The organism is Nocardia cerradoensis NBRC 101014 (genome assembly GCF_000308535.1).
GTDB lineage: Bacteria > Actinomycetota > Actinomycetes > Mycobacteriales > Mycobacteriaceae > Nocardia > Nocardia cerradoensis.
In genome coordinates this window covers 39252-63953 of sequence record NZ_BAFW01000016.1, presented here as the reverse complement: position 1 = coordinate 63953, position 24702 = coordinate 39252, and the positions used below count along the sequence as shown (strand labels likewise).

Here is a 24702-nt window from a genome sequence, read left to right as displayed (position 1 = left end):
TGTTCACAACCGGATGGTGGTGAACACCGCGACCGTGCTGTCCTGCCGGTAGTAGATGTCCGCCGGCGCGTCGGCGAGATGCGCGTCGGGCAGCCAGCTGTAATCGACGGCCCGGAGGGTGAGCGGCCCGGCCGGCGCCGTGACCTCGACCTCGACCCCCGCGGCCGTCGGCGCGTGGAAGCGGAACCCCGCGGCCGGCACCGGCGTGACGTCGCGCCCCGCGACCGTCAATGAGCGGATCTGCCCGGCATACCGCAGCGCGACGGAGGTGGCCCCGCGCGTGGATCGCAGCCGCAGTCGCACGGTGCGCAGATCCGCCTCGGTGCGATCGGAGAGAATGTCGGCCGCCGGACCGGAGAGGTCGTGCACCGGGGCGGCGCCGACGGCCGCCGCGTCGGTCCACAACTGTGCGAATGCTCCCTGTGCGGAACCGGATTCGACGAATGTCCGCGTCCATCGATCCGGCGCCGCGGTGGAAATCCACTGCGCCTCGCGACTGTTCGCATCCAGCGCGTACGACAGTTGCGACATCAGTGGATGTCGAGCGTCGAACCGGTCGACGATCGTCCCGGCCGCCGCGAGCGCCACCGTGAGGACCACCGCCGCGACCGGGATCAGAACGGCGCGGCGGTTCGGCCACGCATGAGTCAGGGTCAGCGTGAACAAACCACCGAGAACCAGCACCACGGGCGCGGTGAGATAGGCGGCGGCGGCGATTCCGGTCTGCAACGCCGCGTACGCGGTGCCACCGGCGAATACCGCCGCCGGGACGAGGAACAGGGTGAGCACCGGCAACCGCAGACGGTCGGGCATCGGGAACGTCAGCACGACACCGGCGACGGCGGCGAGCGCCGGGGCCACCACCATCACCCCCGCCGCCGGCGACAGGGCCGTGACCACCGCACCGATCGCGGTCACCGCGCACAGCACACCCACGGCGGTCGCGGAGGGCCCGAACAGCCGCCGCGACAGGGCGTACCAGGCGGCCAGGACGGCCACACACGCCGTCACCACGGCCGCGCCGTAGCACTGCGGCCGGTAGGGATCGACGAACAGCGCGCGGTACTCCGGGCGGATCGCCGTGATCGCCGTCCACACCCCATAGACGACGCCCATCCCGATCGGAACCGCCACCAGCGCGGTCGCCGCCGCGCCCAGAGTCCGGCCGATCGTCGCCTCCCCGGTCCGGTGGATCCGCCACACCACCCAGGCCACGAGCAGCACCGACGCCATCGCGGCCGCGACCACCACCCACAGCGGCAGTACCACCAGCACACCGAACGGCAGCGGGAAATACGCGCGATCCGGCTGATCGGCCGTGGCCCGCAGATCCCGCGCCGCGAATTCGCGTGCCGCGGCGGTGGTGTTGTCACCGAATTGCTGCACGGTGGCGAGGTCGACGTGGTCCGGATCGTCGAACGGGTTGTGGTAGTAGGCATTTCGACCGGCGAAGGCCCAATCGAGCACCCGGAAGCCGTGCGGATCGAGCGCCGCGAAGTCGGTGGTGCTCCCGGTCTGATCACCGGCCAGCGTCGTGGACAGCGAATCGGTGTTCGGATGCGGCACCCCGGTGACCACGCCGATCAGCCCGGCATCGGGATGACCGATCCGCCACAGCATCGGCGGACCGCCGGCGCCACGCGCCTCGTGATTGATCACCACACCGCCGCGCGGATCGGCGCCGCCGGAGCTCGCGAAGGCCTCGGCGCCGAGCAGGCCCACCTCTTCGGCATCGGTGAGCAGTACCACGAGATCGTTGCGCGGCCGCAGTCCGCTCGCCCGCAGCGCGCGCACCGCCTCCACAACGGTCGCGACGCCGGCCCCGTCGTCGTTCGCGCCGGGGCCGGGCGGGACCGAATCATAATGCGCGACAAGATATATCGTTCCGGTCGCGGCGCTGCCCGGCCAGCGGGCGACGATATTTCCGGTCTCCCCCAGCACCGCTACCGCACGATGCGGGTCCACCGGATACCGGCCCACTCCGTAGTGAACATCGGTGTCCAGTCCCAGTTCTCGTAGCTTTGCCACCAGATGGTCGCGCACCCGGTCGTGTTCGGCGGTGCCGACGGGATGCGGCCGCGAGGCGATCTCCCGGATCGTCGCCAGCGCGCGCTCGGCACTGAACTCTCCGGCCGGGGTCTCGACGTCGCGATATCCGTGCGGTTGCTGCTCCCAGGCCGTCGCGATCGCGATCGCGACCAGGACAGCGAAAGCCAGCACACCGGATACTCGACGCCCCATCGTGCGATGGTAACGGCGGCGACGCGCAAATGGCCGCCACGGCAACGGTTTCGATCCGTGCGAGCACAACTGTGGGATCGCCCGATGCGCGGATTAGCCTCGGTCCGATGAGCCTTCCAGTTCCGATCGGGGTGTCGGTGTGGCCGCGACCCGACGCGGCCAACGACGTCGACGAGGTCCTCCGACTCGCCACCGCGGCGCAGCACACCGGGGTGCGCTCGGTGTGGTTCGGGCAGAAATTCGATCTCGACGCGCTGACCCTCGCGGCGGTCGTCGGACTCGCCGTGCCGGAGATCGGGGTGGGCACCTCCGTGGTGCCGATCAATCCGCGGCATCCGCTGGTCGTCGCGTCGCAGGCCCAGACCGCGCAGGCCGCGTCGGGAGGACGCTTCCGCCTGGGAATCGGATTGGGCGCTCCGCCATTGGAATCGGCGGCCTTCGGCATCCGGGAGGACAAGCCGGTCCGGCGGCTGCGCGAATATCTGATCGCGCTGCGCCAGGCCATCGAGGACGGCACCGTCGATGTCCAGGGCGAGCGGGTGTACGCGCGCCCGCCGATCCCCACGACGGTGCACGGTGGCGGCGATATCCCGCTGCTCGTGGCCGCCATGGGCCCGCTGGCGCTGCGGGCCACCGGCGAAGTCGGCGACGGCGTGCTGCCGTTCCTCGCCGGGCCGCGCACGCTGGAATCACATATCGTGCCCACCCTGCAGCGGGTTCGCCCGGCGAATCCGGTGCGGCCGCTGCAGGTGGTCGCCGGTGTGGTCGCAGTGGTGACCGATCGCGCCGACGAGGTGCGCGAGACCGCGGCGCAGGCGCTCGGGTTCTACGAGCAATTCGATTCCTACCGCGCGGTTCTCGACCGCGAGGGGGTCGCGCACGCGGTCGATGTGGCGCTGATCGGCGACGAGGAGTACGTCGCCCGCGGCCTGCGGGCATATGTCGACGCCGGTGCCACCGAACTGCTGATCCACCAGACCGACCTCGCCGGCGAGGACGATCAGCTGCGCACCTGGAAGTTGCTGGCCGAGCTCACCGCTTGATCACGCTCACCGCCTGATCATTCGGTGCGGGGCCGGGCGATGACGATCGGGCATTCGACGCTGTGCATCAGCGCCTGGCTGGTGGAACCCAGCGTCATCCCGGGAAATCCGCCCTTGCCGTGACTGCCGACCACGACGAGTTGTGCGGCGGCGGATTCGTCGAGGATGCGCCGCACCGGCCGATCCTCGACGACGACCCGCCGCACCAAGATCGGTTCGTCCGGATCCTCGTGCGCGGCCAGCGCATCGTCGAGGAGCCGATTGCCCTCCTCTTCCAGGGCAGCCGGGGAGGGGTAGTCGCCGAACCGCTGCCAGGTGTGCACCACCACCAGATCGGTCTGCCGCCGCCGGGCCTCGTCGACGGCGATGGCGAGAGCCTGTGCGCTGCACGGGGAATCGTCGTATCCGACGAGCACCGGACGTTCGGAACCGAGCAGCGGATCCGCCGGCACCACGGCGACCGTGCCGCGAGCGTGACGCACCAGCGCGGTGCTGACCGAGCCGAGCAGGCTGCGCTGATATGCCCCGAGCCCGCGGGCGCCGACCACCACCAGGCGGGCCTCGTCGGCCTGGGACAGCAACGCGGGAATGATCGGCGCGTCGATGACGGCGGTGTCGATATCGATTTTCGGGGCGATATCGGCCGCCACCCGAGCGGCCTCCGCGACGGCGCGCTGCGCCTGCTCGCGCGAGCGCTCGTGGTAGGCGCGTACGCCCTCGTCCGCGGCACGGTCCTGCGGAACCGGCGGCACCGCCGAGATCACTTCCAGCGGAACCCGGTGCAGCGCCGCATCGTTCGCGGCCCAGCGCGCGGCCCGCAGCGCGTCGTCGGAACTGTCGACTCCCACCACCACGGGCGCCTTCGAGGCCATGCGTCCCACCTTCCGAGCGGTTCACGAGCGTTCCAGGGCGAAGACACCCCCACCCTACCGGCCGCGATGGCGACAATTGCGATACTGGCAATACTCTGGCGAATGCACCCGACGAGATATCGCTCTGGGAGGCATCATGCAGCACGTTCCCGACCGCTCGACCATCGTCGCGGCCCTGCAGCTGGCCGCCCGCGCCCCGTCCGTGCACAACACCCAGCCCTGGCACTGGGATTTCGACGGGACCCGCCTGCACCTGTTCAGCGATTCCACCCGGCAACTGAAGGTGGCCGATCCGAGCGGGCGCCAGGAGGTGATCAGCTGCGGCGCCAATCTGCATCACGCCCGGATCGCCTTCGCCGAGCAGGGACATCCGATCACGGTGTCCTACGTTCCCGAGGAAGGGCTGCACGACCTGCTGGCCGTCGCCGAATTCGAACCGCCGCGCGCGCCGTCGGACCGGGAACGGGCCCTCGCCGCCGCGATCCGCGCGCGCCGCACCGACCGGCTGCCGATGTCGGCGCCCGACCGGCCGGAGCTGGTGGAGCAGTTGCGCGAGGTGGCCGAGATCGATGGTGTGCGGCTGAACGCGGTCGACGATTCGGTGCGGCCGCGGCTCGCCGCCGCCTCCGAGCAGACCGCCGCCATGCAACAGTTCGACACTCCGTATCAGAACGAATTACGCTGGTGGACCGGTAATTTCGACCTTCCGGAAGGGATCCCGCCCTCCGCTCTGCCCACCGCGCGCGAGGCCGCGCTGGTCGACGTCGGCCGCGACTTCCCGATCCCGCCCGGAAGCCCGCACCGCACCGGCGAACCCGATCACGCGACCCTGGTGGTGCTCAGCACCGCCGAGAACACCCCGCACGAATGGCTGGCGACCGGCGAAACCCTGTCCACCGCCCTGCTGTCCGCCACAGCGGCCGGACTCGCGACCTGCCCCCTCACCCACATCACCGAAATACCGGCCGCCGTCCGCGCGATCAGCAGCCTTCTCCCCGACCCCGACCGCATACCCCAGGTACTCATCCGCCTGGGCACCGCACCCCACGACACCTTCGTCCCGCCCACCCCGCGCCGCCCGGTCGAGGATTTCCTGTCGTTGCCGCGGTGAGGCGCGGCGCGGCCGGTTCGCGCCGATGACCCGGGCGTGAATTACCGAGAAGGTCCACGTGTCACCTTTTCAGTGACTTCGCCGCGGATCGCCGCGGCCACCCCCGCGCCTGTGACCTGCTCGGCGTCCATTCGGAACCCGGCGACCACGCCGCCTTCCGGTCCTACGCCAGGGGCCTGCGACTGGGCGCGGCCGTCGCCCCGTCCTGGCTGCGCTACCTCCCCTCGGCGCGAGCCACCCTGGCGAGCTAGCCACCGGCCCGCCACACGCTAGACTGACCACGCCTGTTCGTCACCCCCGGGAGGCACAGGCACCGTGGACCACTGCGAGGCAGGTGCGAAACCCGTTGTGAAACGGGGTCTTTCACACTGTCGCGCCAGGTTCACGCCCTCGTAGCTCAGGGGATAGAGCACCGCTCTCCTAAAGCGGGTGTCGCAGGTTCGAATCCTGCCGAGGGCACCAACCTGCGTCGTTGTTTCCGCAGGGCACAGCGGTTGACGTGCCCTCCGCCAAAAATGAGCTCGGGCATTTCCGAGGTTGCTCGTCGCAGGTTCGAGCCCTTCCCTGAAAGGGGCATGAACCTGCGACACACGTGCAGCGGCACCACAACAAGTCCAGCCGAGACGGCACGCGCCGGCGCTGCCCGTTCGAGCCTTCTTGGTGACCGCGACGAGTCACCGCCAGTTCACTGCGGACGCCCCTATCCGAGCCCGCCGCCAACCACCGCCACCAAAACGAATTACTGTTCCGAGGTGTCATCGGCGGATCCGGGCCTGGATCCTGTCCCAGTTTCCCGAGCCGATCCCGGCCCGCACGACCGGGTCCGACGCCGCTGCGTCCAAAAACGTTCGCGCCCTGGTCGACAGCGGGACGAAGGGGTAGTCGGCGGCAAACAGAATTCGGTCGGTGCCGAGGGTCTCCGCGGCCCAGCGCAGGTACTTCTGGCTGAGAATGCCGCTGGGCGTGACGAATACGTTGGAACGCAGGTAGTCCGAGATCGGTCGGTCCAGCCCGGCGAGCGCGGTGAGGTTGGTGTCGATGCGGTCGAGGAAGAACAGCATCAGCTCGCCCCAGTGCCCGACCACGACCTGGAGGTCGGGTAGCCGGTCGAAGACCCCGGACAGGATCAGCCGCAGCAGTTCGACGCCGCAGTCGTAGTGCCAGCCGATGCCGTGGGTGGCCACGGCCGCATCGAGCTGGTCGCCGAGCCCGGCGTAGTACGCCTCGCGTACGCCGGGCGGCGGCGACTGCGGATGCAGATACAGCGGTGCGCGCAATGCCGAGGCGGTTTCCAGCAGCGGCTGGAAATCGGGTGCGTCGAGGTGCCGGTCGCGGGTTCGGCCGAAGACCATGGCACCGCTGAGTCCGAGTGTGGTGACGGCGCGCTCCAGCTCCATGGCCGCGGCCTCGGGTGCCGGGGTGGCCAGTGTCGCAAAGGCCTGGAATCGGTCCGGCCGGGTGCGAACGGCGTCGGAGAGTTGGTCGTTCACCTCGCACGACAAGACGATCGCGTCGGCGGGCTCGAGGTTCTGCACGCCGGGCGCCGTCAGTGACAGGACCTGCACGTCGATGCTTGCGGCGTCCATCGCCGCGAGGCGTTCGTCGCCGATGTCGGCCAGACGCCGCCCGCTGTCCCCCAGGCTGGAGGGCGTCAGGGCGAGGTCGCGCCACCGTGGCTCCAGCTTCTGCCAGGCGGTGAGCACTTCGGTGGTGACGATATGTTCTTCGAGCGCGATGATGCGGTAATCGGTGCTCATATGACTTCCGGTTCGTCGATGAATGGTGTGGTGCTCGCCAGTTCCCGTTCCGGTTCCTGCCCCTCATGTATCGAGAAGTTCCGGAACGAACAACTCTTCACAGGTCAGCCGGCGAGGCGACAGTCCTTGTTCGAAGTGGTATCTGAGGAAGGTGTCGATCGTCTTGCGGTTGGCGTCGAGGCCGTAGGGCCACCAGTCGGCCGGGAAGAGTTCGGCGTTGCGGTCGAATAAGGCGTTGGTCCACGGCAGCATCGTGCGAACTTGGTAGAGCTTGCGGCCGGTGCGATATCGGTCCGTGCCCGCATTCTTCGCCGCCAGGTATGCCTCGTAGACGATTCGGGCCAGGCCGGGACGGGACGCGACCAACGACCGGGGCAGCACGACGGTGTGCATGATCGGGAAAATTGTTGTGCGGCGGTAGTAGTCGCGTTCGACGGCTTCGTGGTCCGGGAACAGCCGGGCGACGTGCGGGGACTCATCCATCACGCACCGCGGAACGTTGGAGGAGATCAGCGCGTCGATCTCGCCGCGCTCGAGCATCGCGCTGAGGGAACGTCCGGGAGGTGCCTGCTCGACGCGTACGTGCGCGGGGTGGATATGAGGGACGAAATCGAACGGCGGCATCTGCCGGTCCAGCCCGCCGATAACCCAGCGGCACTGCTCAGGGGTGAGGCCGTAATCGTCCGACAGTATCCCCTTGGCCCAGATTCCCGAATCCTGCCCGTACATCCCGAACTCTCCCACCGTTTTTCCGGCGAGGTCCTCGGGGCGGGAGATCCCGCTCGCGGTGTTGACGAAGATGGCCGAGTGACGAAAAATCCGCGCGGGGAAGGCAGGGATCGCGACGAACGGGGACTCCTCCGAGTCGAGTGTGCGGAGGTACACGGTCAGGCCCAGCTCTGCCACGTCGAACTCCCGGTCGTGCACCATGCGGCGGAAGATGTCGGAGGCGAGGTCGGCGGTGTCGAGCCGCGCCCGGATACCGTCGAAGGTGACACTCCCGTCGAGCAGCGCCTGCGTGGTCTCGTAGGGCATCGTGCCCACATACAGTGTGGGCTCGCTCATTCGATGGCTCCGCTTTCAGGGGAGGTAGCCCACTCCACGCCAGGGACGAAGATGTCCTCGGAGGTGAGCAGTCGCTTCGACAGGCCCTGCTCGTGGTGGTACCGCAGAAACGTGTCGACAGCCTTGCGGTTGGCGTCCAGGCCGTAGGGCCACCAGTCCTCGCCGAGTAGCGCGCGGTTCTCCGCGAACAACTCACTGAACCAGGGCGTGATCACGGACATGTGCTGCTTGGCCGCATCGACCCGATAGTGCTCCTGCACAATGGTTTTCGCCTCGTCGAACGCGCGATACACCGACTGCGCAAGACCCGGTTGTTCGGCCAGTTGCCGGCGTATCGCGACGACGTGCATCATCGGATGGATACCGGTGCGGCGGTAGTAGTCTCGCTCGACCGCTTCGTAGTCGACGAAAAGCCGCCGGATCTTCTTCGTCGAACCGTCGAGCAGGGCCGCCGGGACATCGACCGACAGCAGCGCATCGATCTCACCCACTTCGAGCATCGCGGCCAGCGTCCGGCCCTCCTCGGCGTGGCGGACATCGACGCCCTCGGGCACGGGTTGCGGAATCCAGCCGAAGGCCGGGATCGCGTGGTCGGTGCCACCGATCACCCAGCGCATCTGATCGGGAGTGACGCCGTATTCCTCGGCCAGGACGCCTTTCATCCAGACACCCGGATCACTTCCCCACAGCGCGAACTCCCCGACCGTCTTGCCCACCAGATCCTCCGGCTTCTCGATCCCGCTGTCCAAATTGACGAACAGTGACGAGTGCCGGAAGTTGCGGTTCGGGAAGATCGGGAGAGCCAGGAACGGCGAATCGTCCAGGTCGAACGCTCGCAGGAAGTAGGTCAGCCCGAACTCCGCGATATCCAGTTCACGTTCGGCCATGCGGCGGAACACATCCGAGATCAGCGGCGACGTGTGCAGGGTGACATCGGCTCCGGCGATCGTGACCCGCCCGTCGAACAATGGCTCGGTGTGCTCATACCGGTAGACACCCAAATCGAGCTTCGGATCGGTCATGGCAGGACCTACTTTCCTTGACGGCGTTTCCGTGAATGACCTTTCACTTTCAGGATGGCAAGGACATCCGCTATCGTCAAGGCGAATGACTATTCATTTTTATGGAAGGGAGTGCGACCTCATGCCACGCATCACCGCCGAGCATCGGGAGGCGAACCGGGCGCAGATCGTGGCGGCGGCTCGCCGTTGTTTCTCCCGTGACGGCTTCCACCAGACTTCTATGCCCGACATCGCCGCCGAGGCGGGCGTTTCGGTGGGCGCTCCCTACCGCTACTTCACCGGCAAGGAGGAGATCATCGTCGAGATCGCCGGCGACGCCTTCCGGGTGATGTTCGCCCCGGTCGAGCAGCTCGCCGACGCAGCCGACGTCACGGTTGCCGATCTGGTCGCGGCGGCGGTCGACCCGGTGAGCGGTGAGCTCGCTGTCGACGGGGCAGGCCAGTCCGTCCCCGTCGACGAACTTCTGCGCTGTGCCGTCCAGGCGTGGGGCGAGCTACTGCGCAACGAGGGGCTGCGGCGGCAGGCCACTGTGGGCTTCGAGCACGTTCGCGAACGCATCGCGGACGCGCTCCGCAACGGCCGGCGAGCGGGAACCGTGCCAACCGAACTGGATCCCGATCGCGGAGCCCGGGTGGTGATGGCATTACTCCACGGTTTCGTCCTCCAGCACGCCGCCTTCGGGCTCACGGATACCGCCGGCTTCGCAGACGATGTCCGTGTCGTACTCAACGACGCCGGACTGCTCCGCCATCACCGCTGATCACGCTGCGCGAACACCGCCGCGCGAGCTGGTCACCGCAGGTCCCATCCTTATAGTGCCCCGCCGACGGCACATACCCGCGCGCCGGCCGAGTGCCGCCCGCGTTCCCCGATCGTTGCCGGCGCGTGTCCACGCCGCGTCGCTCCCGCGCCCGTGACGCGGCGTCGGCGGTCTCCGTCAGCGGGCGTATTCGGATCCGATGAGGGCGTGATTGGCGGTGATGTCCGCGATCGCGTCCCCGTGGTCGCACAGATCTTCGGCCAGACGACATCGGAGGGCGGTGGGCAGCGCGGGGGCGAAGGTTTTGAAATAGGCCCGCAACCAGTCCGGTCGGGCGATCAGGAATGGCAGGTCCGTTGTCATCATGTTGCGGGCCACGATCATCGGCCAAGGCGTGTCCAGCGGGTGAAAGTCGTGATTCCACAGCCCGGGATGCGAGCAGCCGGGATAGAACTGCCCCAGCATGAACCCCTGCTCGACGAACTGCGTCTTCCGGGCAGCGTGGACCTCGTCGATGACGGTGTGATCGGACAGTTCCGTGAGCACCGTGATCAATGCGTGCGGGCGCTTCCAATCCGAGATCGTCGTGAGGTGGACGAACCGGTCGTACATATCGTCGACCACGACGTCGAGTGCCGGCGCGCCCACATCACCGTCCACGAAGGTCGCCCACAACAGGCACTTCGCGATTGCCTGGCTGATGAACGGGCATACGGCGCCCGGTCTGCCGAGTTCCTCGTGCGGTGCGGTGAGATACTCGCGAGACCATTGCGCCAACCGCGCCGCGCGGGGATCCGGCTGTTCCGACTCGAACAGGTTGAGCCATTCGATGCCGGAACGATGTCCGGTCAGTGTGGTTATCGGCGTAGTCATGGTGTCTCCTCGGGGTCGAGGCCATCTACACGGTGTGGGTGGCGCGGCATGTGCATCCGTAGCTGCGGCCCGATGAATTCCAAGGCTGCGGCACTCGTCATTTCGTCGTGGTCTGCGGGAACGCGCAGTGTGGTGATGGTTCCTCCGATGAACGGCCGCCACGAATTCACGCCGAGATCGGCGTCCGGCCGCCCGGCGGCACCGAAATACAGAAGATCGCCGGGAAAGCGCGCCGGACTGTAGCGCCGGGCCATGTCGATCGTGCGCACACCGGTGCGACACAGCACCTCACGATGTCGGTCATCCAGTGATTCGGTGTGTACTGCGAACTTGTTCAGCAGGCGCCGTATTCGAGCGGCGTCCGGCGCGTCGTCCGCGAAGGCCTCATGCGTCAGCACCGCACTGTCCAGCATTGCGAGCAGCGCGACGGATCGGCCCTCGGCCCGTAGCCGGACGGCGATCGCGTGGGCTATCGAACCGCCGACCGACCAGCCCAGCAAGCTGTACGGCCCATGGGGCTGGTGTGCCCGAATCTCGGTCAGGTAATGGTCGGCGAGCTGTTCGATGGCGTCGAATTCGGCAGCGGGATCGGTGAGTTGGGGTATTTGCAGTCCGTAGATCGGAGTCTCGGGGTCGAGGTGAGCGGTCAGGCCGGCGAACGACCACGCGAGACCGATCGCGGAGTGGATACACCACAACGCCGGTAGTGTCCCGGCCGCGCGGATCGGCAGGACGGTGCGCAGGGCGGCATCCGGGTCGGCCGCATCCGGTGCGGCCACATCTCGATCGAGAAGTGCGGCAAGAGATTCGGGTGTGGAATGGGTGTAGATGTCCCGCACGGTGATCGGCGTCGCGGTTCGCGCCCGCAGGAGCCCGGCGAGTTCGGTGGCGGTGAGCGAATGAAGTCCGAGTGCGAAGAGGTTGTCGTTCGCGGCGACGTCTTCGACGCCGAGTAGTTCGGTGACGGTCCGCACGACCAGTTTCTCGACATCGCCGCAGGCGGGCCGGCGCGCCGACGCGGGTGGGGGTGCCGGCAAGGCAGCGCGATCCAATTTGCCGGCCTGATTGGTCGGCAAGGCGGCGACCACGCACGCACCGGCGGGAACGAGGTGGCTCGGTAGCGACTCGCGGACCCTGGCGAGCACGGCCTCCGAATCGACCGCGCCGTTTTCGGGGACCAGATACGCGACCAGTCGGGCGTCGGGGAGCCCTTGGTGGTACACCGCGACCGCCGCGCGCGAAACCTGCGGATGGGCGGCGAGCAGGGATTCGATCTCCCCCGGCTCGATGCGGTGCCCGCGCAGGTTGATCTGATTGTCGACCCGCCCGTGGTAGTCCAGTCTCCCGTCGCGCCGGCGGCATACGAGATCGCCCGTGCGATACATGCGGCTGCCCGGCGGGCCGTACGGGTTGGCGACGAAGCGGGCGGCCGTGGCGGCGGCGTCGCGGTGGTAGCCGCGGGCGAGGCTGGGGCCGGCCAGATACAGCTCTCCGGGCACATCGGGCGGGCGCAGGGCGAGCCACCTGTCCAGCGGCAGGGCGCTGACGCCGGGTATGGGCGCCCCGATGGACACCGGCCCGCCCGGCGTGAGCGGCTCGGTCTGGGTGGACACCACGGTCGCTTCGGTCGGCCCATAGCTGTTGATCAGACGGCGTCGCGGATGTGCCCACCGGGTGATCACCCCGGTATCGACCGGCTCGCCGCCGGTGACCACCGTGCGAAGATCTGTCAGCTGTCCGGCGTCGAGACTGGACAGCACGACCGGCGAGGACAGGTAGTGGGTCACGCGTTCGCGCGCGAGGAGCCGGGTCAGCTCGGCGCCGCCGACGATGCCGGGCGGAACGACGATCACGGTTGCGCCGCAACCCAATCCGGCGAACAGCTCGAGCAACGAGGCGTCGAAGACGGGTGCGTGCGCGTGCGCGATCCGTGCGTCGGCTCCGACTCGATAGCGGTCGGTCAGATGCGCGGTCAGGGCCGCGAGCCCGCGGTGGGTGATCGTGACCCCCTTCGGCCGTCCGGTGGTGCCCGAGGTGAACGTCACGTAGGCGGGGTGATCGACGTGCAGTGGCACCGTGCGTTCGGCGTCGGTCACCACGTCCGAGGACCGGCCGGCGATATGCGCGCTGGTCTCGGGATCGTCGAGGACCACCCAGCCGCGGGCGGGTTGCGGCAGAGCCGCGGCATGGCGCGCGAGGGTGACCCCGGAGACCGGTCGGGCGTCGCTCATCACCGTCGCGATCCGCCCGCGGGGCTGGTCGGGGTCGATCATCAGCGTTGCGGCCCCCGTCATCGTGACCGCCCACCAGGCGAGGACCGATTCGAGGCTGCGGGGGATCGCGACGGCGGCGATCTGCTCGGGCCCCACGCCGAGTTCGATCAGCTCGCGCGCCACGCGGGCTGCCCGCGATTCCAGGGCGCGGTAGGACAGCGCGCGGTCGCCATCTCGAATCGCGAGTCCGTCGGGGTTTCGGTGGGCGCCGGCGGCGAGCAGTTCGGGCAGCGTTCGGACGGGAGGCGACGGATCGGGTGGTGCGACCGGCGACGCGGCCGGTGCGAGGCGGCTCAGCTCCGTGTCCGGGTCTTCGGCCAGCGTCGTCACCAGCGTCGCGAACATACGGGCGTACGCCTCGGCGGTGCGCCGGCTGAAAAGGTCTGCGGCGTAGCCGAATCGCGCGTCGACGCCGATCAAGTTCCCGGCGGAGTCGCGCCGCTGGGTCAGTGTGATGTCGAGGTCGAACCGCGCGACGGACAATTCGAGGGGAACCTCGGTGAGCTGGAGCCCCGGAAGCGTGGGTTGCTCGCCGACAGCCGTTTCCACGATCAGCATCGTCTGCGCCGGCTGCATATCGGACGCGCCGATCGCCGCGACGACTTGTTCGTACGGAACGTCGGATTGCGCGAATGCGGCGATGTCGAAGTCCCGGACTCGCGACAGTACGCGGCGAAAACTGTCGCAGGGGTTCACCTGCGCGCGCAGCAGAATCGTGTTGACGAACATACCCACCAGCGCGTCGAGCCGGCGATCACCACGACCGCTGGTCGGTGTGGCGACGACGGTGTCACCGCCTCCGGACAGGCGCTGCAGCCACACCGCGGTCACTGCCTGGTAGGCCATGAAATCGGTCGCGCCGACGGCGTGCGCGATGCGGGACAGCCGCTGACACGACACCGGGTCCACACCGACTGTGATGTGGTCTCCGCGAGCGGTGCGACGGATCGCGCCGGGACGGGAAGCCGGCACGCGCTCCGGTGTCAGGCCCGCCAGTCGCTGCTGCCGGCCCCGGATCTGCTCCGCGCCATAGGAATCCGGGTTCGACGCATCACCGAGGACATCGGTGTGCCACAGGGCGTAGTCGGCATAGGAGACCGGTAGCGGGGACCATCCGGGCCGGTCCCCGGCACAGCGAGCGGCGTACGCGGCGCCGAGATCGCGGGCCAGCGGCCCCATCGACCAGCCATCGGCCACCAGGTGATGCAGGACGAGCACCAGCACGTGCGCGGAGGGCGCCAACCGCAACAGGGTGACCCGGAAACACGGCTCGACCGAAGCGTCGAAACCCGCCGACGCCAGCGCCTCGAGCCGTGCGCCGAGTTCCTCCGGTGCGATCGGCTGAGGGGACAGTTCGAGCTGTAGCTCGTCTACCGGCAGGACACGCTGGGCCGGCCCCTGCGCATCGGCGGGGAATACCGTTCGTAGCGGTTCGTGGCGTTCCAGCACATCGCGCAGCGCATCGGTCAGCGCGCCGGTGTCGAGCGAGCCGTCCAACCGGACCGCGAACGGCATGTTGTACGCGGCGCTGTCCGGATCCCGTTGGTTGGCGATCCACAATCGTCGCTGCGCGGGCGCGAGCGGGATGCGTCGCGGGCGTGGATCTCGCCGGGTGAGTTGTACGAGCGCAGCGCCCTCGGATCCCTCATCGATACGACGTGCCAGTGCGGCGACGGTCGGATGCTCGAAAACGTCACGCACCCCGAGCACCGCACCGGTGGATTCGGACAGCCGGGACGCGAGTTGCGTAGCGGCCAGCGAGTGGCCGCCCAGGGCGAAGAAGTCGTCGTCGCGCCCGGCCCGCGCGATGCCGAGTAGCTGCGCGACCGTGGACGCGACCGCCTCCTCGGTGGGGGTCCGTGGCGCACGGTAGCGCGCCGCGGACAGCGCCGGAGCGGGCAGCGCGGCCCGATCGAGTTTGCCGTTGGCGGTCCGCGGCAGTTCCGGCAGCACGATCGCAGTGGTCGGTACGAGCGGTTGCGGCAGCGCCCGCCGTACGCGCGAGAGCACCGAATCGGCGGCGAGTTCGGCGCCGGCGGGGACGAGGTAGGCGACGAGCACATCACCGGAGGGACCGGGATGGATCGCCACCGCCGCGCGGGCGACCTGTGGGTCGTCCGCCAACGCGGATTCGATCTCGTGCGGTTCCACCCGGATACCCCGCAGGCTGATCTGACTGTCACCACGGCCGTGGTAGTCGAAAGCCCCGTCGAGGCGCCGCCGTGCCAGATCGCCCGTGCGATACATCCGGCTTCCGGCGGGGCCGTAGGGATCGGCGACGAAGTGGGTGGCGGTCAGGGCCGGAGAGCGGTGATACCCACGGGCGATGCCTGGACCCGAGACATACAATTCACCGCTCGCCTCGCGCGGCTGCCGCTGCAGCCGCCGGTCCAGCACGACCACTTCCGCCCCGGCCGCGGGTGTGCCGATCGTGATCGGCCCGTCGACGCCGAGCGGTTCGGTTTGGGTGGCGATGACGGTGGTCTCGGTCGGGCCGTAGCTGTTGATCAGCCGGTGCCGGTCGCTCCACGCCGCCACGATGGTTCGCGGGCACGCTTCGGCGCCGGTGACGACCGTCTCCAGCCCGGGCAGCGCGGCCGGATCCATTGTCGCGAGCACCGCCGGGGTGGACAGGTAATGGGTTATCCGCCGGTCCGAGAGCAGCCGGGTGAGTGCGCTGCCGCCGATGACGTCGGGCGGACAGACGACCATGGTGGCACCGGCGCCGAACGCGGCGAGCAGTTCGAGCAGTGCCGCGTCGAAGCCGGGAGCGTGCGCCAGCAACACGCGGGAACTAGGCCGCACCCGATAGTGCGCCACCACGTATCGAGTCAGATTCGCCAGTCCACGGTGGGTGATCGACACGCCTTTGGGCGAGCCGGTGGTGCCGGATGTGTAGATCAGGTAGGCGGGGTGTGTGCTGCGCAACGGGCGGGTCCGCTCCGAATCGCGAACCGGCGCGGCCGGACGCGCGCGCACCCGGGCGCACGTTTCCGGATCGTCCAGGACGATCCACCGCAGCCCGCCGGATCGCCTACCGGCGTAGTCGCCGACGGTCAGCCCGACTACCGGACGAGCGTCGGCGAGCATCCGGGCGACCCGTTCATCCGGAGTCGCGGGGTCGATCGGCATCCACGTCGCGCCGGTCTCGGCGACGGCCCGGAATGCCACGACCGAAGCGAGCGACCGATCGACGAGCACCGCCACCACAGTCTCGGGCCCCGCCCCCGCCGCGATGAGCTCACGCGCCCATTGCGAGGACAAGTTATCGAGTTCGGCGTACCCGCACCGGACACCGTCCGCCTCGACCGCGGCCGCGCGGGCGTGTGCCGCACCGTCGGCGAGGATGTCGGGAAGCAGCGCGACGGAAGATGCTTCGACGTGCTCCCTCGCGCGATCGTGGAGATGCGCCTCGTCCGAGGGCGTGAGCAGCGGCAGGGCGCCCACCAACGTATCGGGCTCGGCCGCCACGACCGCATCCAGCAGTCTCAGGAGCCGGGCATGGTGCTCGGACAGGGCGGCGTCGGTGTAGAGGGCCGGATTTCCCGAGAGGTCGATGCGCAAGGGAGCGTGCGCGCCGAATCGGCAGACATTCAACGCCACGTCTTCGACGACACCTACCGGCAGCACCTTCACGCCGACGGGCTCGCCACCGAACCGCAGCGATTCATCGACGAGCATCAGGTTGATCACCGGCCCGAGCGCACCATGGCCGCCGAGTGCCGGCTCCAGGTCGCGCCGGACGTCCTCGAGCCGGTAGTGCTGGTGGCGTAGCGCGCCGGTCACCGCCAGACGCACCTGCCGGACCAGGTCTGCGACCGTCGTATCCGGATCGACGTGTGCACGCAGGAGGACGATATTCGCCACCATGCCCGCCGAGCGACGCAACGCCGCGGTGGTCCGGGCAGCGACCGGGAGTGAGACGACGACGTCACGCGCCCCGTCATCCGGGCGAGATAGGCGAGCACCGTCGCCACGATGAGCACGGGAGTCTGCGCATCGAAACGACCGGCGGCCGCCGACAACGCGTCCTCGGACTCGGGGGGCAGTACGCCACGCGCGGCGAGCGGAACGGCGCGCGGCGGGGCCACCCGGCCGCTGAGCGAGGGCACCGCACGAAGCCCGGCGAGGCACTCCTGCCAGTAGATACGGTCGCGCTCGGCGCGTGCCGAACGACGGTAGGCGCACTCGCCGGCGACGATGTCCGGCAGCGCGAGGGCGCCCGACGGCCGAGCTTCGGTTCCGGTGCACGCCGCTGAATACAGCTCGGCGGTGCGGCGCAACAGGATCATCGCGCCGATGCCGTCGATGCCCACGTGATGCGCGCGCGAATACCACCAGTAATGGTGCCGACCGACTCGGAACAGGTGCGAGCACCCCGGCTCATCGACGAGGAGGTCGATGGGCGCGCGGAGATCGGCGTCGATCCATTCCCGGACGGCTGCTGGGGGGTCGCGACGTTCGCTGAAATCGTCGATCCGAATCGTGCGCTGCAAGCTGTGGTCCACCCGCTGGACGATCCGGCCGTCGTGGCGCAGGAAAGTGAGGAACGGCGACGCCAGCTCATGCCCGGCGACGAGGGCACACCGTTGCAGGAGGGCCACATCGAGTTCGGCGTCGATCTCGAGAACTTGAGCGACGCACAGCGGCACCGACGGCAGAAGCTGCTGGGCATGCCACAGACCTGCCTGGGCCGGTGACAGCTCGAACGCTCCGGGGGGCAGACCAGACGCGGACGCCGGGCTCGCAGTCGGATCCTCGCAGGTCATGCGCTCATCCCTTCGCATCGGAACGAGCACCGTCGCGAGGTCGCGCGTTCAGCGAATGTGGAATACTCCGAAACCGACGGCCTGATTGCACCAGCGAGGAACTCATGTCCGAACGGAAGGTGACGGTGACCCTCGATCAGATCTCGGCGACGACTCTGTGGACGTTGCGAGACCGCGCACATGCGGCGATGCGGCCGCGCCCACTGATCGTCGATCCGGTCGCGATTCAGGCGTATCGGCGAATCGACTACGACTTCGGTGAATTCGGGCGGATACGGCAATCGCACGCGCTGCGGCCACTGTGCTTCGATCGTGCCGTCGCCGACTTCGCCCGCCGGCATCCGCGAGGTGTCGTCGTGGCGCTGGGCGACGGGCTCGAAACCGGATTCTGGCGTAGCAACTCCGATTCGCTGCGCTGGCTGTCGGTGGATCTGCCCGGAGTCATCGGGGTCCGTGAGCAGGTCATGCCGAAAGACGCTCGCGCCGAGGTGATGGGATGCTCGGTACTGGACACCCGCTGGATCGGGCGCGTCGATGCCGAAGACGGGATCTTGATCACCGCGCAGGGACTGCTGGGGTACCTGCAGCCCGCAGACGCGCTCGGCTTGATAGATAGGTGTGCGCACGCCTTTCCGGGCGGGGAGATGGTCTTCGACACGATTCCGGGCTGGTTGCGCAGGCGCTCGCACCAGGACAGCGACTCCCCGCGGCCGCCCATGCCGTTCCACCTGACGGCGCGTCAGGCCGCGCGACTGCCGCGTCGCAACCCGGCGATCAGCGCGGTGAGCGAGTTGCGGCTGCCGGCCGGCCGTGGCCTGTGCGGTCCGATCCCCTTCGCGCTCGCCTACCACGTTCCGCTCGGTTCGCTCGTGCGGCCCACCACGACGCATGCGCAGTTCGCCCGTGCCGCAGCGCAGCCATAAGTCACAGCGCAGCCGTGAGTCACACCGGTAACGCGATATGAACCTGTCGGGCAAGGGCGATCACTCCGGACGCTGAAGGAGAGGACGCGGACGATCCCGCGCTCCACTGCAGGTGGCGGAGGAACCGATCCCCCGACCCTCATCCGCCACGGGTGTCACCGTCGATTTTCGACCCGGCCGACCACGACGGCGCACGTAGTGGACTACCTCAGCGACGGCAGTGGAGTACGCGACGTCGATCCGGGCCCGTGCGCCGGCCGCCCAGGGCGGTCGGTCACCGTCCGCAGACGATGGCGGCGAGTGCCTCACGGGTATTGACCCCGAGTTGCCGGCCGGCGCGATAGATATGGCCTTCCACGGTGCGCACCGACACGATCAGCCGGTCCGCGATCTGCTGATTCGTCAGGCCTTGTCCGATGAGCGTCGCGATTTCGCGTTGCCGGTCGGTGAGCCGGGCGTCGATCGCGGTAATCGCCCGGATGGCGGGTGTGCGCGCCCCGCACTCGGTGGCGATCCGGCGAGCGCGTGCCGCCGATGCGAGCGCGGAAACCCGCATCCCGCGGTACGCGTGGGCGCTCGCCGCCTGCGCAGCGCAATCCGCCGCGGCCAGCAGGTCGCCGTATCGTTCGAATTCGGCGGAGACCTCATCCAGCGCGGCCCCGTCGCGGTCGGTGAGCGCAGCGGCCTGACGAGCCGCGGCGGGTGCTCGTGGACCGTCCACCGAGGACGCCAGGCGCGACAGCCGCTCGGCACAGGAGATATCGCCGAATTGGACTGCTGTGTGCAGTGCGAGGACTTCCAGTGAGAGCTGGGCATTCTTCGCGGCCAGGTCCGCTGCCTCGTGCGCGATGGCGATCGCGCCGGCGCTGGGCTGCTGCTGCCCTGTCGCCACCACCCATGCCCGTACCCGCATCAACTCGGGGTCGAGGAACGAGTATCCCGGGTGCCGGGCGGCCTCGGCGCCCGCCATCGCCTCCGCCGCCCCGCCGGCGTCACCGGTGAGCGCGAATGCCTGTGCGAGCGCGACGCGACAGGCATATCGCATTCCGAACGCGTCGCGCCCACCCAGGCCGGAGGTCGCCTCGCGGAGCGCGCGCAGCGCCTCGGCGAGGCGACCGCAGCGCAGTGCGACCCGCCCGTCCACGAACATCGCCGCGGTCCGGATCGGGGCCGGAGCGTCGGCGGCCATCGCACGGACGTCGGCGGCCAATGCCTGGGCGCGATGCAGATATCCGGCGTTGACCAGGGCATGCACATGCTCCATATGCACCGCGATCGGCAAGATACTCGTCTCGTGACTGCGCGCCGCGATGGCACCGCGGTCGGCGAAGGGACCGATCCGGTCCGTTCTACCGAGGACCCCGAGTGCGCCGACAAGGGCATAGCATGCCGGCGCGACGGCGGCGGGGTCCGCGCAGCCGCTGTCGAGAACTCCTCGCGCCGCCCGGGCCGCGACCCGTGGATGGGCCCGGCACAAATCGAGGACAGCGCCGAGCGCGATCAAGCTCTGCTGTGCGTCACGATCGGTGATCGACGTCCGTGCCTGCGCCCGGATCCGCTCCGCGTCACCGACCCGGCCCAGGCTCCAGAACATGTTCGTCACGCGGTCGATCGCGACCCGCGCACGCTGAGCGTCGTCTCCCACCTCCGCCAACGCCGCGAGCTCGTGCTCTGCCTGGGCGCCGTCCCCGTTCATCGCCAACGCGTGCGCCCGCAACCATCGCGCCGGAAGACCGCTGCCCGCGGTCGCGGCCGCACCGGCGAGCTGCGCACATAATTTCGCATCCCCGCGGCTCAGGGCGATGCGCGCGCCGTCGAGGAAGAGCGCCGGTTGCGGTGGGAGGTCGGACTGCATGGTCAGGACGGCCGCCCGCAACCGGGCGGCGGAGGTGTAGGGCGGCCGGGCGAGTGCCTGCGCGATTCTTCCGCGCAGGCGAACGGCCTGCAGTGTCCCCGTTCGATCGCGCCGGACCTCGCCGTATAAAGGATGGGCGAGGCGCACGGACATACCTTGCCCATCCCTGAGTTGCACCGTCACCAGCCCGCGTTCCTCGGCCTGTTCGATCGCGCGCCGGCCCGCGAGTTCTTCCAAGGCACTCACCGTGAGTGGTTCCTCGATCGCAAGGATGTCGGCGACCTCGCGGACGAGCGGGTCGAGGGCGCCCATTTGCGCTTCGATCAAACAGGTCAGGGTGGTGGGTAACCCGATGTCTCCGGACCATCGCCACACACCGGAATCGAGTCGCAGCCGGCCCGCCTCACGTTCGGCGGTGACGAGCAGCCGCAGAAACAAGACGGTGCCGCCGGCGAGTCGCCACAGGCGCTCGGCACTCGAACGCTCCAGTTCGCCGCCCAGCACGGTTTCCAGCAGAGCCGTGACCTCCCGCAGCGATAGTGGTAGCAGGTCGAGCCGCTCGAGGTAGCCGTCCTTCCACAGCGAGGTGATCGCATCCGGTGCCCGTTCCGTGGTCCCCAGGGTCATGACCACGGGCGTGGTGCCCGTCAGCACCAGCTGCTGCACCGCCATCGCGGATTGTTCGTCGAGCAGATGCGCGTCGTCGACGCCGACCACTACGCGGCGGCCCTCGATGCGTGTGGCCAGTGCGCGTGCGGCGGGAATCGCCGGCCGCCCGGGTTCGCTCGCCGCGCCGTCTTCCTGCAGATGTCTGGACAGTGCGCCGAGCGGTACCGACCGGCCGGACTTGGTGCCGACCACCCAGCGCTCCCGGGCACCGCTGCGGACGGCCTTGGCCAGGGCCTCGCGCGCCAACCGGGTCTTACCGACTCCAGGCGGCCCGGCGATCACCACTCCGGGTTGCGAATGGTCTCGGCCCCGCATGGCCGCCGAGATGAATGCCAATTCGGCATCCCTTCCGACCAACGGCCACTTCCACACCGCCATCATCTCGACTCTTGCTACGGAACGAAACCCTCTTTCTCAGCTGATCGCCGATGCCGGACTGTCCCGCTCAGCCACATTGTGCTTGCCGCCGACCCACATCGATTACACGCCTTGACGGGGGCGGTCGCAAGACAGGTACGCCCGCAGACCGAGACGAGTAGCCGACTACGTGAGCATGGTCATCGGGCAGGGGTGACGCTCACAGCGGCGAGCGGTCCGGAGTGAGGCCGAGAGCGTCCAGGAGTGCCGCGCCATCGGGGTCGAGAGCGAGGATCGAACTGCGGGCCTGCTGGTAGGGGCAGTGCGCGGCCTCGAAATCGGCTGCCGTGGCCAGCACCGCGGGGCGATCGTCGGCGAGCAGCGCGATGCCGCGGCTGACGATCGCGGTGGCGATCGGGTTGCCCATCACAGCATGTCGCGCGGAGTCCAGGATCGTCGCCGCATCCGGCCGGCCGGCCAGCACGGCCGCCTCGGCGCGCAGCGCCACGTACCAGTGCCGCCAGATCCACAGCTCCTGCTGGTCCAGATCGTCCGGTGCGGTGGCCAATTCCGCCCAGGCTCGGTGCGCATGCCCGGCGTGCAACGACTGCAGGGCGGCGAAGACCGCTCGCCAGGCTGCCGGTGCCCCGGACAGCTCGGCGGCGCTCGCCTGCCATCGAGCCTGCGCGGGAAGGTCACCGCGCAGGCCGTGGATCAGCGCGACAGCGGCCGCCGACACCGCCAGCTGCGGCGCGCGGGCCCGCCCGGACAGCTCCCGGGCGTCGGCGAACCGCTGACTGTCCGCCCCCACCGCGTGCGCGTCGCCGGCCAATGCCCGCGCGACCAGGACACGCGAGGTGGCCAGATCGCCACGTTCGGCCAGCAGTGGCAGATCACGCAGCTGCGTGGCCCAGAGCTGCGCGCCGGCCAGATCCCCGTTCCCGACGCAGCTGTCCGCGGCTTCGGACAGCGCGCCGACTCGCTCCAGCGCACCTGCCGCGGTCGGCGGCGCCGCGACGAGCAACTCGACCCGGCGGCGCGTCGTCACCGCGCTCGCGGCCGCGTCGCCATGCCACCACTGGGCGGCGGCCAGTGCGTCCAGGGCCGCGCTGCGAGCCAGCGGATCCGCGGTTCGCCCCGCCAGTCCGACCGCTCGTTCGGCCGATGCGATCGCCTGCGAACCCTCGGATTCCGCGGCGCGGAGTCCACATTCGGCGAGGGCGATGGCCGCCGCGGCAGCCGGATCGTCTCCGGCCAGACTACGGGCCGTGGCCAGCAACTCGATGGCCTCGGGCAACGCGGGCGGCTCGTCGAAGGTATCCGACATCCGGAAGCAGGTACTCACCGCCGTCGCGAGATCCCTTGCGGCAGCGGCATCGTCACCGGAGCTTCGGGCGACCTCGGCCGCCGCCAGGTACAGCCGATACATCTCCGAGCCGTGTAGCCGGCACCCGGCCGTGGCGGCGGCCTCGCGCAGCGCCTCGACCGCCACCGAGGGTTCCTCGGTCAGCGCGGCGGCCTGCTCGTAGCGCCGCTGTGATTCACCGATCAGGTTGCGGGTGAAGGTGATTCGCGCCAGGGTCAGCGCCAGCTCGGATGCCGCCGCGCGCTGCTCCGGCTCGGATGCCGCCCAGTTCAGCGCCGCGCGCAGGTCGTCGGCCACGCCGTCGAATTCGGTTCGCCACGAATCGGTTTCGGACCGGTGCGCGAGTGCGGTAGCGGTCACCCGACTCCACGCCAGATGCCGGGCGAGCATGTCGGGCAGTTCGCCGAGCGAGTCGAGCTGTTCCCGCGCGTACTGGCGGACGGTCGCCAGCATCCGATATCGGATACCGGTGCCGGCCGGAACGACCGTGAGCAGGCTCTGTTCGGTGAGCCTCGCCAGTCCGTCCGGGACCTCCTCCGGCGTCAGCGGCGGGCCACCCGTCACTTCGGCGGCGGCCGCGGCGGTGAACGGCCCGGCGAACACCGCCACCCGCTGCAACAGCCGGCGATCCGATTCCGTCAGCAGCGCTCGACTCCAGTCGAGCGTGGCCCGCACCGACCGGTGCCGCTCGTCGGCGCGGCGCCCACCCACGAGCAGCCGCAGCGGATCGGACAGGCTCGCGGTCAGGCCGTCCAGGCCGAGGGTCGGCAGCCGGGCCGCGGCCAGTTCGATGGGCAACGCCAGACCGTCCAGGCGGGCGCAGATCTCGGCGACCCGATCGGTCTGCTCCGGCGGCACCGACCAGCCCAGCGCCTCCGCCCGGTCCAGGAACAACGCGACCGCGTCGGCGTTCTCCGCCAGGGTCAGCGGCGGCACCGCATAGACCTGTTCGAACGGCACCATCAGCCGGGACCGGCTCGTGGCCAGGACGGTCACGCCCGGACAGCGCGCCAGCAAGCGTTCCAGGAACGGCGCCACACCGTCCAGCAGATGCTCGCAGTTGTCCAGCACGAGCAACAGCCGCCGGTCGCCCAGCGCCGCCGCCACCGAATCGTCCAGGTCCCGGCCCGGTTGTTCGCCGATACCGAGCGCCTGGGCCACTGCCGCGCCGGTCATCTCCGGATCGGTGACCGGCACGAGATCCACGAACCAGACTCCGCCCGCGAACTCGTCGGCCGACTCCGCGGCGACGGCCAGCGTCAGCCGGGTCTTGCCGACACCACCGGGACCGAGCGCGGTCACCTGGCGGTGCGCGGCGACCAGCGCGCGTAGTTCGGCCTGCTCCCGGGCCCGGCCGACGAACGAGGTCAAGGTCGTGGGCAACACCGTTACCGGCGCCGCGGCCGGTCGGCGATCACCCAGTGCGCCGGCCCGTTCCGCGAGCGCCCGCCGATCGGGCACACCGGCCTTGCGCAGCAGTGACGACACGTGGGTCTCCACCGTGCGCACGGAAATGAACAGCTGGGCCGCGATCTCGGCGTTGCTGCGATGCTGCCCGACCAGGGCGAGCACCTCGGCCTCCCGAGCCGAGATCTCGGCGGCGATCTGCTTCGACACGTGCCCATTCTGACGCCCGTACCGGTGCCACCACGTACCGGATCCGTGGTGGATTCCGTGGTCGGCACGGATGTTGCGCGGCGCCGCGATTCCTACCGTGGAAACCACGAGAACACGACAACCACAGGA

General features: G+C 69.4%; 13 protein-coding genes, 1 tRNA gene and 1 pseudogene. 5 read left to right on the top strand and 10 right to left on the bottom strand.

The annotated features are described in order from the left end of the window. Window positions 1–3: 3 nt before the first annotated feature. Window positions 4–2241 (bottom strand): M20/M25/M40 family metallo-hydrolase, encoded by a 2238-nt coding sequence (locus ON23_RS03585; protein WP_083903675.1) that lies wholly within the window; start codon window positions 2239–2241, stop codon window positions 4–6. 107 nt (window positions 2242–2348) lie between these two features. Here ON23_RS03585 and ON23_RS03580 point away from each other — a divergent pair, with 107 nt between their 5' ends. Further along, on the top strand, window positions 2349–3284 hold the full coding sequence (locus ON23_RS03580) for a TIGR03564 family F420-dependent LLM class oxidoreductase (RefSeq protein ID WP_039776297.1): 936 nt from the start codon (window positions 2349–2351) through the stop codon (window positions 3282–3284). 17 nt (window positions 3285–3301) lie between these two features. Here ON23_RS03580 and ON23_RS03575 read toward each other — a convergent pair whose 3' ends face one another. Beyond that, window positions 3302–4156 carry a universal stress protein gene (locus tag ON23_RS03575; protein ID WP_039776295.1) on the bottom strand — a complete coding sequence of 285 codons (855 nt, stop codon included), beginning with the start codon at window positions 4154–4156 and terminating at the stop codon, window positions 3302–3304. A 136-nt stretch (window positions 4157–4292) separates the two neighbouring features. Here ON23_RS03575 and ON23_RS03570 point away from each other — a divergent pair, with 136 nt between their 5' ends. Together ON23_RS03570 and ON23_RS03565 are read left to right on the top strand one after the other, a co-directional pair. Beyond that, on the top strand, window positions 4293–5267 hold the full coding sequence (locus tag ON23_RS03570) for an Acg family FMN-binding oxidoreductase (protein ID WP_039776293.1): 975 nt from the start codon (window positions 4293–4295) through the stop codon (window positions 5265–5267). A gap of 386 nt (window positions 5268–5653) precedes the next feature. Continuing rightward, window positions 5654–5729 (top strand) — tRNA-Arg (locus tag ON23_RS03565). Between the two features lie 293 nt (window positions 5730–6022). Here ON23_RS03565 and ON23_RS03560 read toward each other — a convergent pair. From ON23_RS03560 to ON23_RS03550, 3 genes are all read right to left on the bottom strand, one after another. Continuing rightward, window positions 6023–7024, bottom strand: a complete 1002-nt coding sequence (locus tag ON23_RS03560; protein WP_039776291.1) for an amidohydrolase family protein — start codon at window positions 7022–7024, stop codon at window positions 6023–6025. Between the two features lie 63 nt (window positions 7025–7087). Continuing rightward, window positions 7088–8089 (bottom strand): substrate-binding domain-containing protein, encoded by a 1002-nt coding sequence (locus ON23_RS03555; RefSeq protein ID WP_039776289.1) that lies wholly within the window; start codon window positions 8087–8089, stop codon window positions 7088–7090. Further along, the gene (locus tag ON23_RS03550) at window positions 8086–9111 is read right to left on the bottom strand and encodes an ABC transporter substrate-binding protein (protein ID WP_039776287.1); all 1026 of its coding nucleotides are present in this window, start codon (window positions 9109–9111) and stop codon (window positions 8086–8088) included. The genes ON23_RS03555 and ON23_RS03550 overlap by 4 nt, the downstream gene beginning before the upstream one ends. Window positions 9112–9232: 121 nt before the next feature. Between ON23_RS03550 and ON23_RS03545 the strand changes: the two genes are divergently transcribed. Next, on the top strand, window positions 9233–9871 hold the full coding sequence (locus ON23_RS03545) for a TetR/AcrR family transcriptional regulator (protein WP_039776285.1): 639 nt from the start codon (window positions 9233–9235) through the stop codon (window positions 9869–9871). A 177-nt stretch (window positions 9872–10048) separates the two neighbouring features. Here ON23_RS03545 and ON23_RS03540 read toward each other — a convergent pair whose 3' ends face one another. The 3 genes and pseudogenes from ON23_RS03540 to ON23_RS39745 form a co-directional block, all read right to left on the bottom strand. Further along, window positions 10049–10744 (bottom strand): DUF6875 domain-containing protein, encoded by a 696-nt coding sequence (locus ON23_RS03540; protein ID WP_051041928.1) that lies wholly within the window; start codon window positions 10742–10744, stop codon window positions 10049–10051. Beyond that, window positions 10741–14970, bottom strand: coding sequence for a non-ribosomal peptide synthetase (locus tag ON23_RS39750; RefSeq protein ID WP_373282162.1), 4230 nt, complete (start codon window positions 14968–14970; stop codon window positions 10741–10743). Before ON23_RS39750 ends, ON23_RS03540 begins: the two co-directional genes overlap by 4 nt. Further along, window positions 14947–17786: pseudogene (locus tag ON23_RS39745) on the bottom strand (non-ribosomal peptide synthetase); the annotation flags it as partial. The gene ON23_RS39750 and the pseudogene ON23_RS39745, both read right to left, overlap by 24 nt. A gap of 104 nt (window positions 17787–17890) precedes the next feature. Between ON23_RS39745 and ON23_RS03520 the strand changes: the two are divergent. Beyond that, window positions 17891–18709: a class I SAM-dependent methyltransferase gene (locus ON23_RS03520; RefSeq protein ID WP_039776277.1), complete on the top strand. Its 819-nt coding sequence runs from the start codon at window positions 17891–17893 to the stop codon at window positions 18707–18709. A gap of 274 nt (window positions 18710–18983) precedes the next feature. On the opposite strand, the gene ON23_RS03515 is transcribed toward ON23_RS03520, so the two are convergent. Together ON23_RS03515 and ON23_RS03510 are read right to left on the bottom strand one after the other, a co-directional pair. Further along, complete coding sequence (locus ON23_RS03515) at window positions 18984–21611, bottom strand: helix-turn-helix transcriptional regulator (RefSeq protein ID WP_039776336.1); 2628 nt, start codon at window positions 21609–21611, stop codon at window positions 18984–18986. A gap of 199 nt (window positions 21612–21810) precedes the next feature. Next, window positions 21811–24573 (bottom strand): ATP-binding protein, encoded by a 2763-nt coding sequence (locus ON23_RS03510; protein WP_245555901.1) that lies wholly within the window; start codon window positions 24571–24573, stop codon window positions 21811–21813. Window positions 24574–24702 lie beyond the last annotated feature (129 nt).

Excerpts from the sequence above, each read along its gene's own strand:
- ON23_RS03585 (WP_083903675.1), bottom strand. The coding sequence starts at position 2,241 with ATGGGGCGTCGAGTATCCGGTGTGCTGGCTTTCGCTGTCCTGGTCGCG.
- ON23_RS03555 (WP_039776289.1), bottom strand. The coding sequence starts at position 8,089 with ATGAGCGAGCCCACACTGTATGTGGGCACGATGCCCTACGAGACCACG.
- ON23_RS03515 (WP_039776336.1), bottom strand. The coding sequence starts at position 21,611 with ATGGCGGTGTGGAAGTGGCCGTTGGTCGGAAGGGATGCCGAATTGGCA.
- ON23_RS03580 (WP_039776297.1), top strand. The coding sequence starts at position 2,349 with ATGAGCCTTCCAGTTCCGATCGGGGTGTCGGTGTGGCCGCGACCCGAC.
- ON23_RS03545 (WP_039776285.1), top strand. The coding sequence starts at position 9,233 with ATGCCACGCATCACCGCCGAGCATCGGGAGGCGAACCGGGCGCAGATC.
- ON23_RS03560 (WP_039776291.1), bottom strand. The coding sequence starts at position 7,024 with ATGAGCACCGATTACCGCATCATCGCGCTCGAAGAACATATCGTCACC.
- ON23_RS03570 (WP_039776293.1), top strand. The coding sequence starts at position 4,293 with ATGCAGCACGTTCCCGACCGCTCGACCATCGTCGCGGCCCTGCAGCTG.
- ON23_RS03550 (WP_039776287.1), bottom strand. The coding sequence starts at position 9,111 with ATGACCGATCCGAAGCTCGATTTGGGTGTCTACCGGTATGAGCACACC.
- ON23_RS03540 (WP_051041928.1), bottom strand. The coding sequence starts at position 10,744 with ATGACTACGCCGATAACCACACTGACCGGACATCGTTCCGGCATCGAA.
- ON23_RS03520 (WP_039776277.1), top strand. The coding sequence starts at position 17,891 with ATGTCCGAACGGAAGGTGACGGTGACCCTCGATCAGATCTCGGCGACG.
- ON23_RS03575 (WP_039776295.1), bottom strand. The coding sequence starts at position 4,156 with ATGGCCTCGAAGGCGCCCGTGGTGGTGGGAGTCGACAGTTCCGACGAC.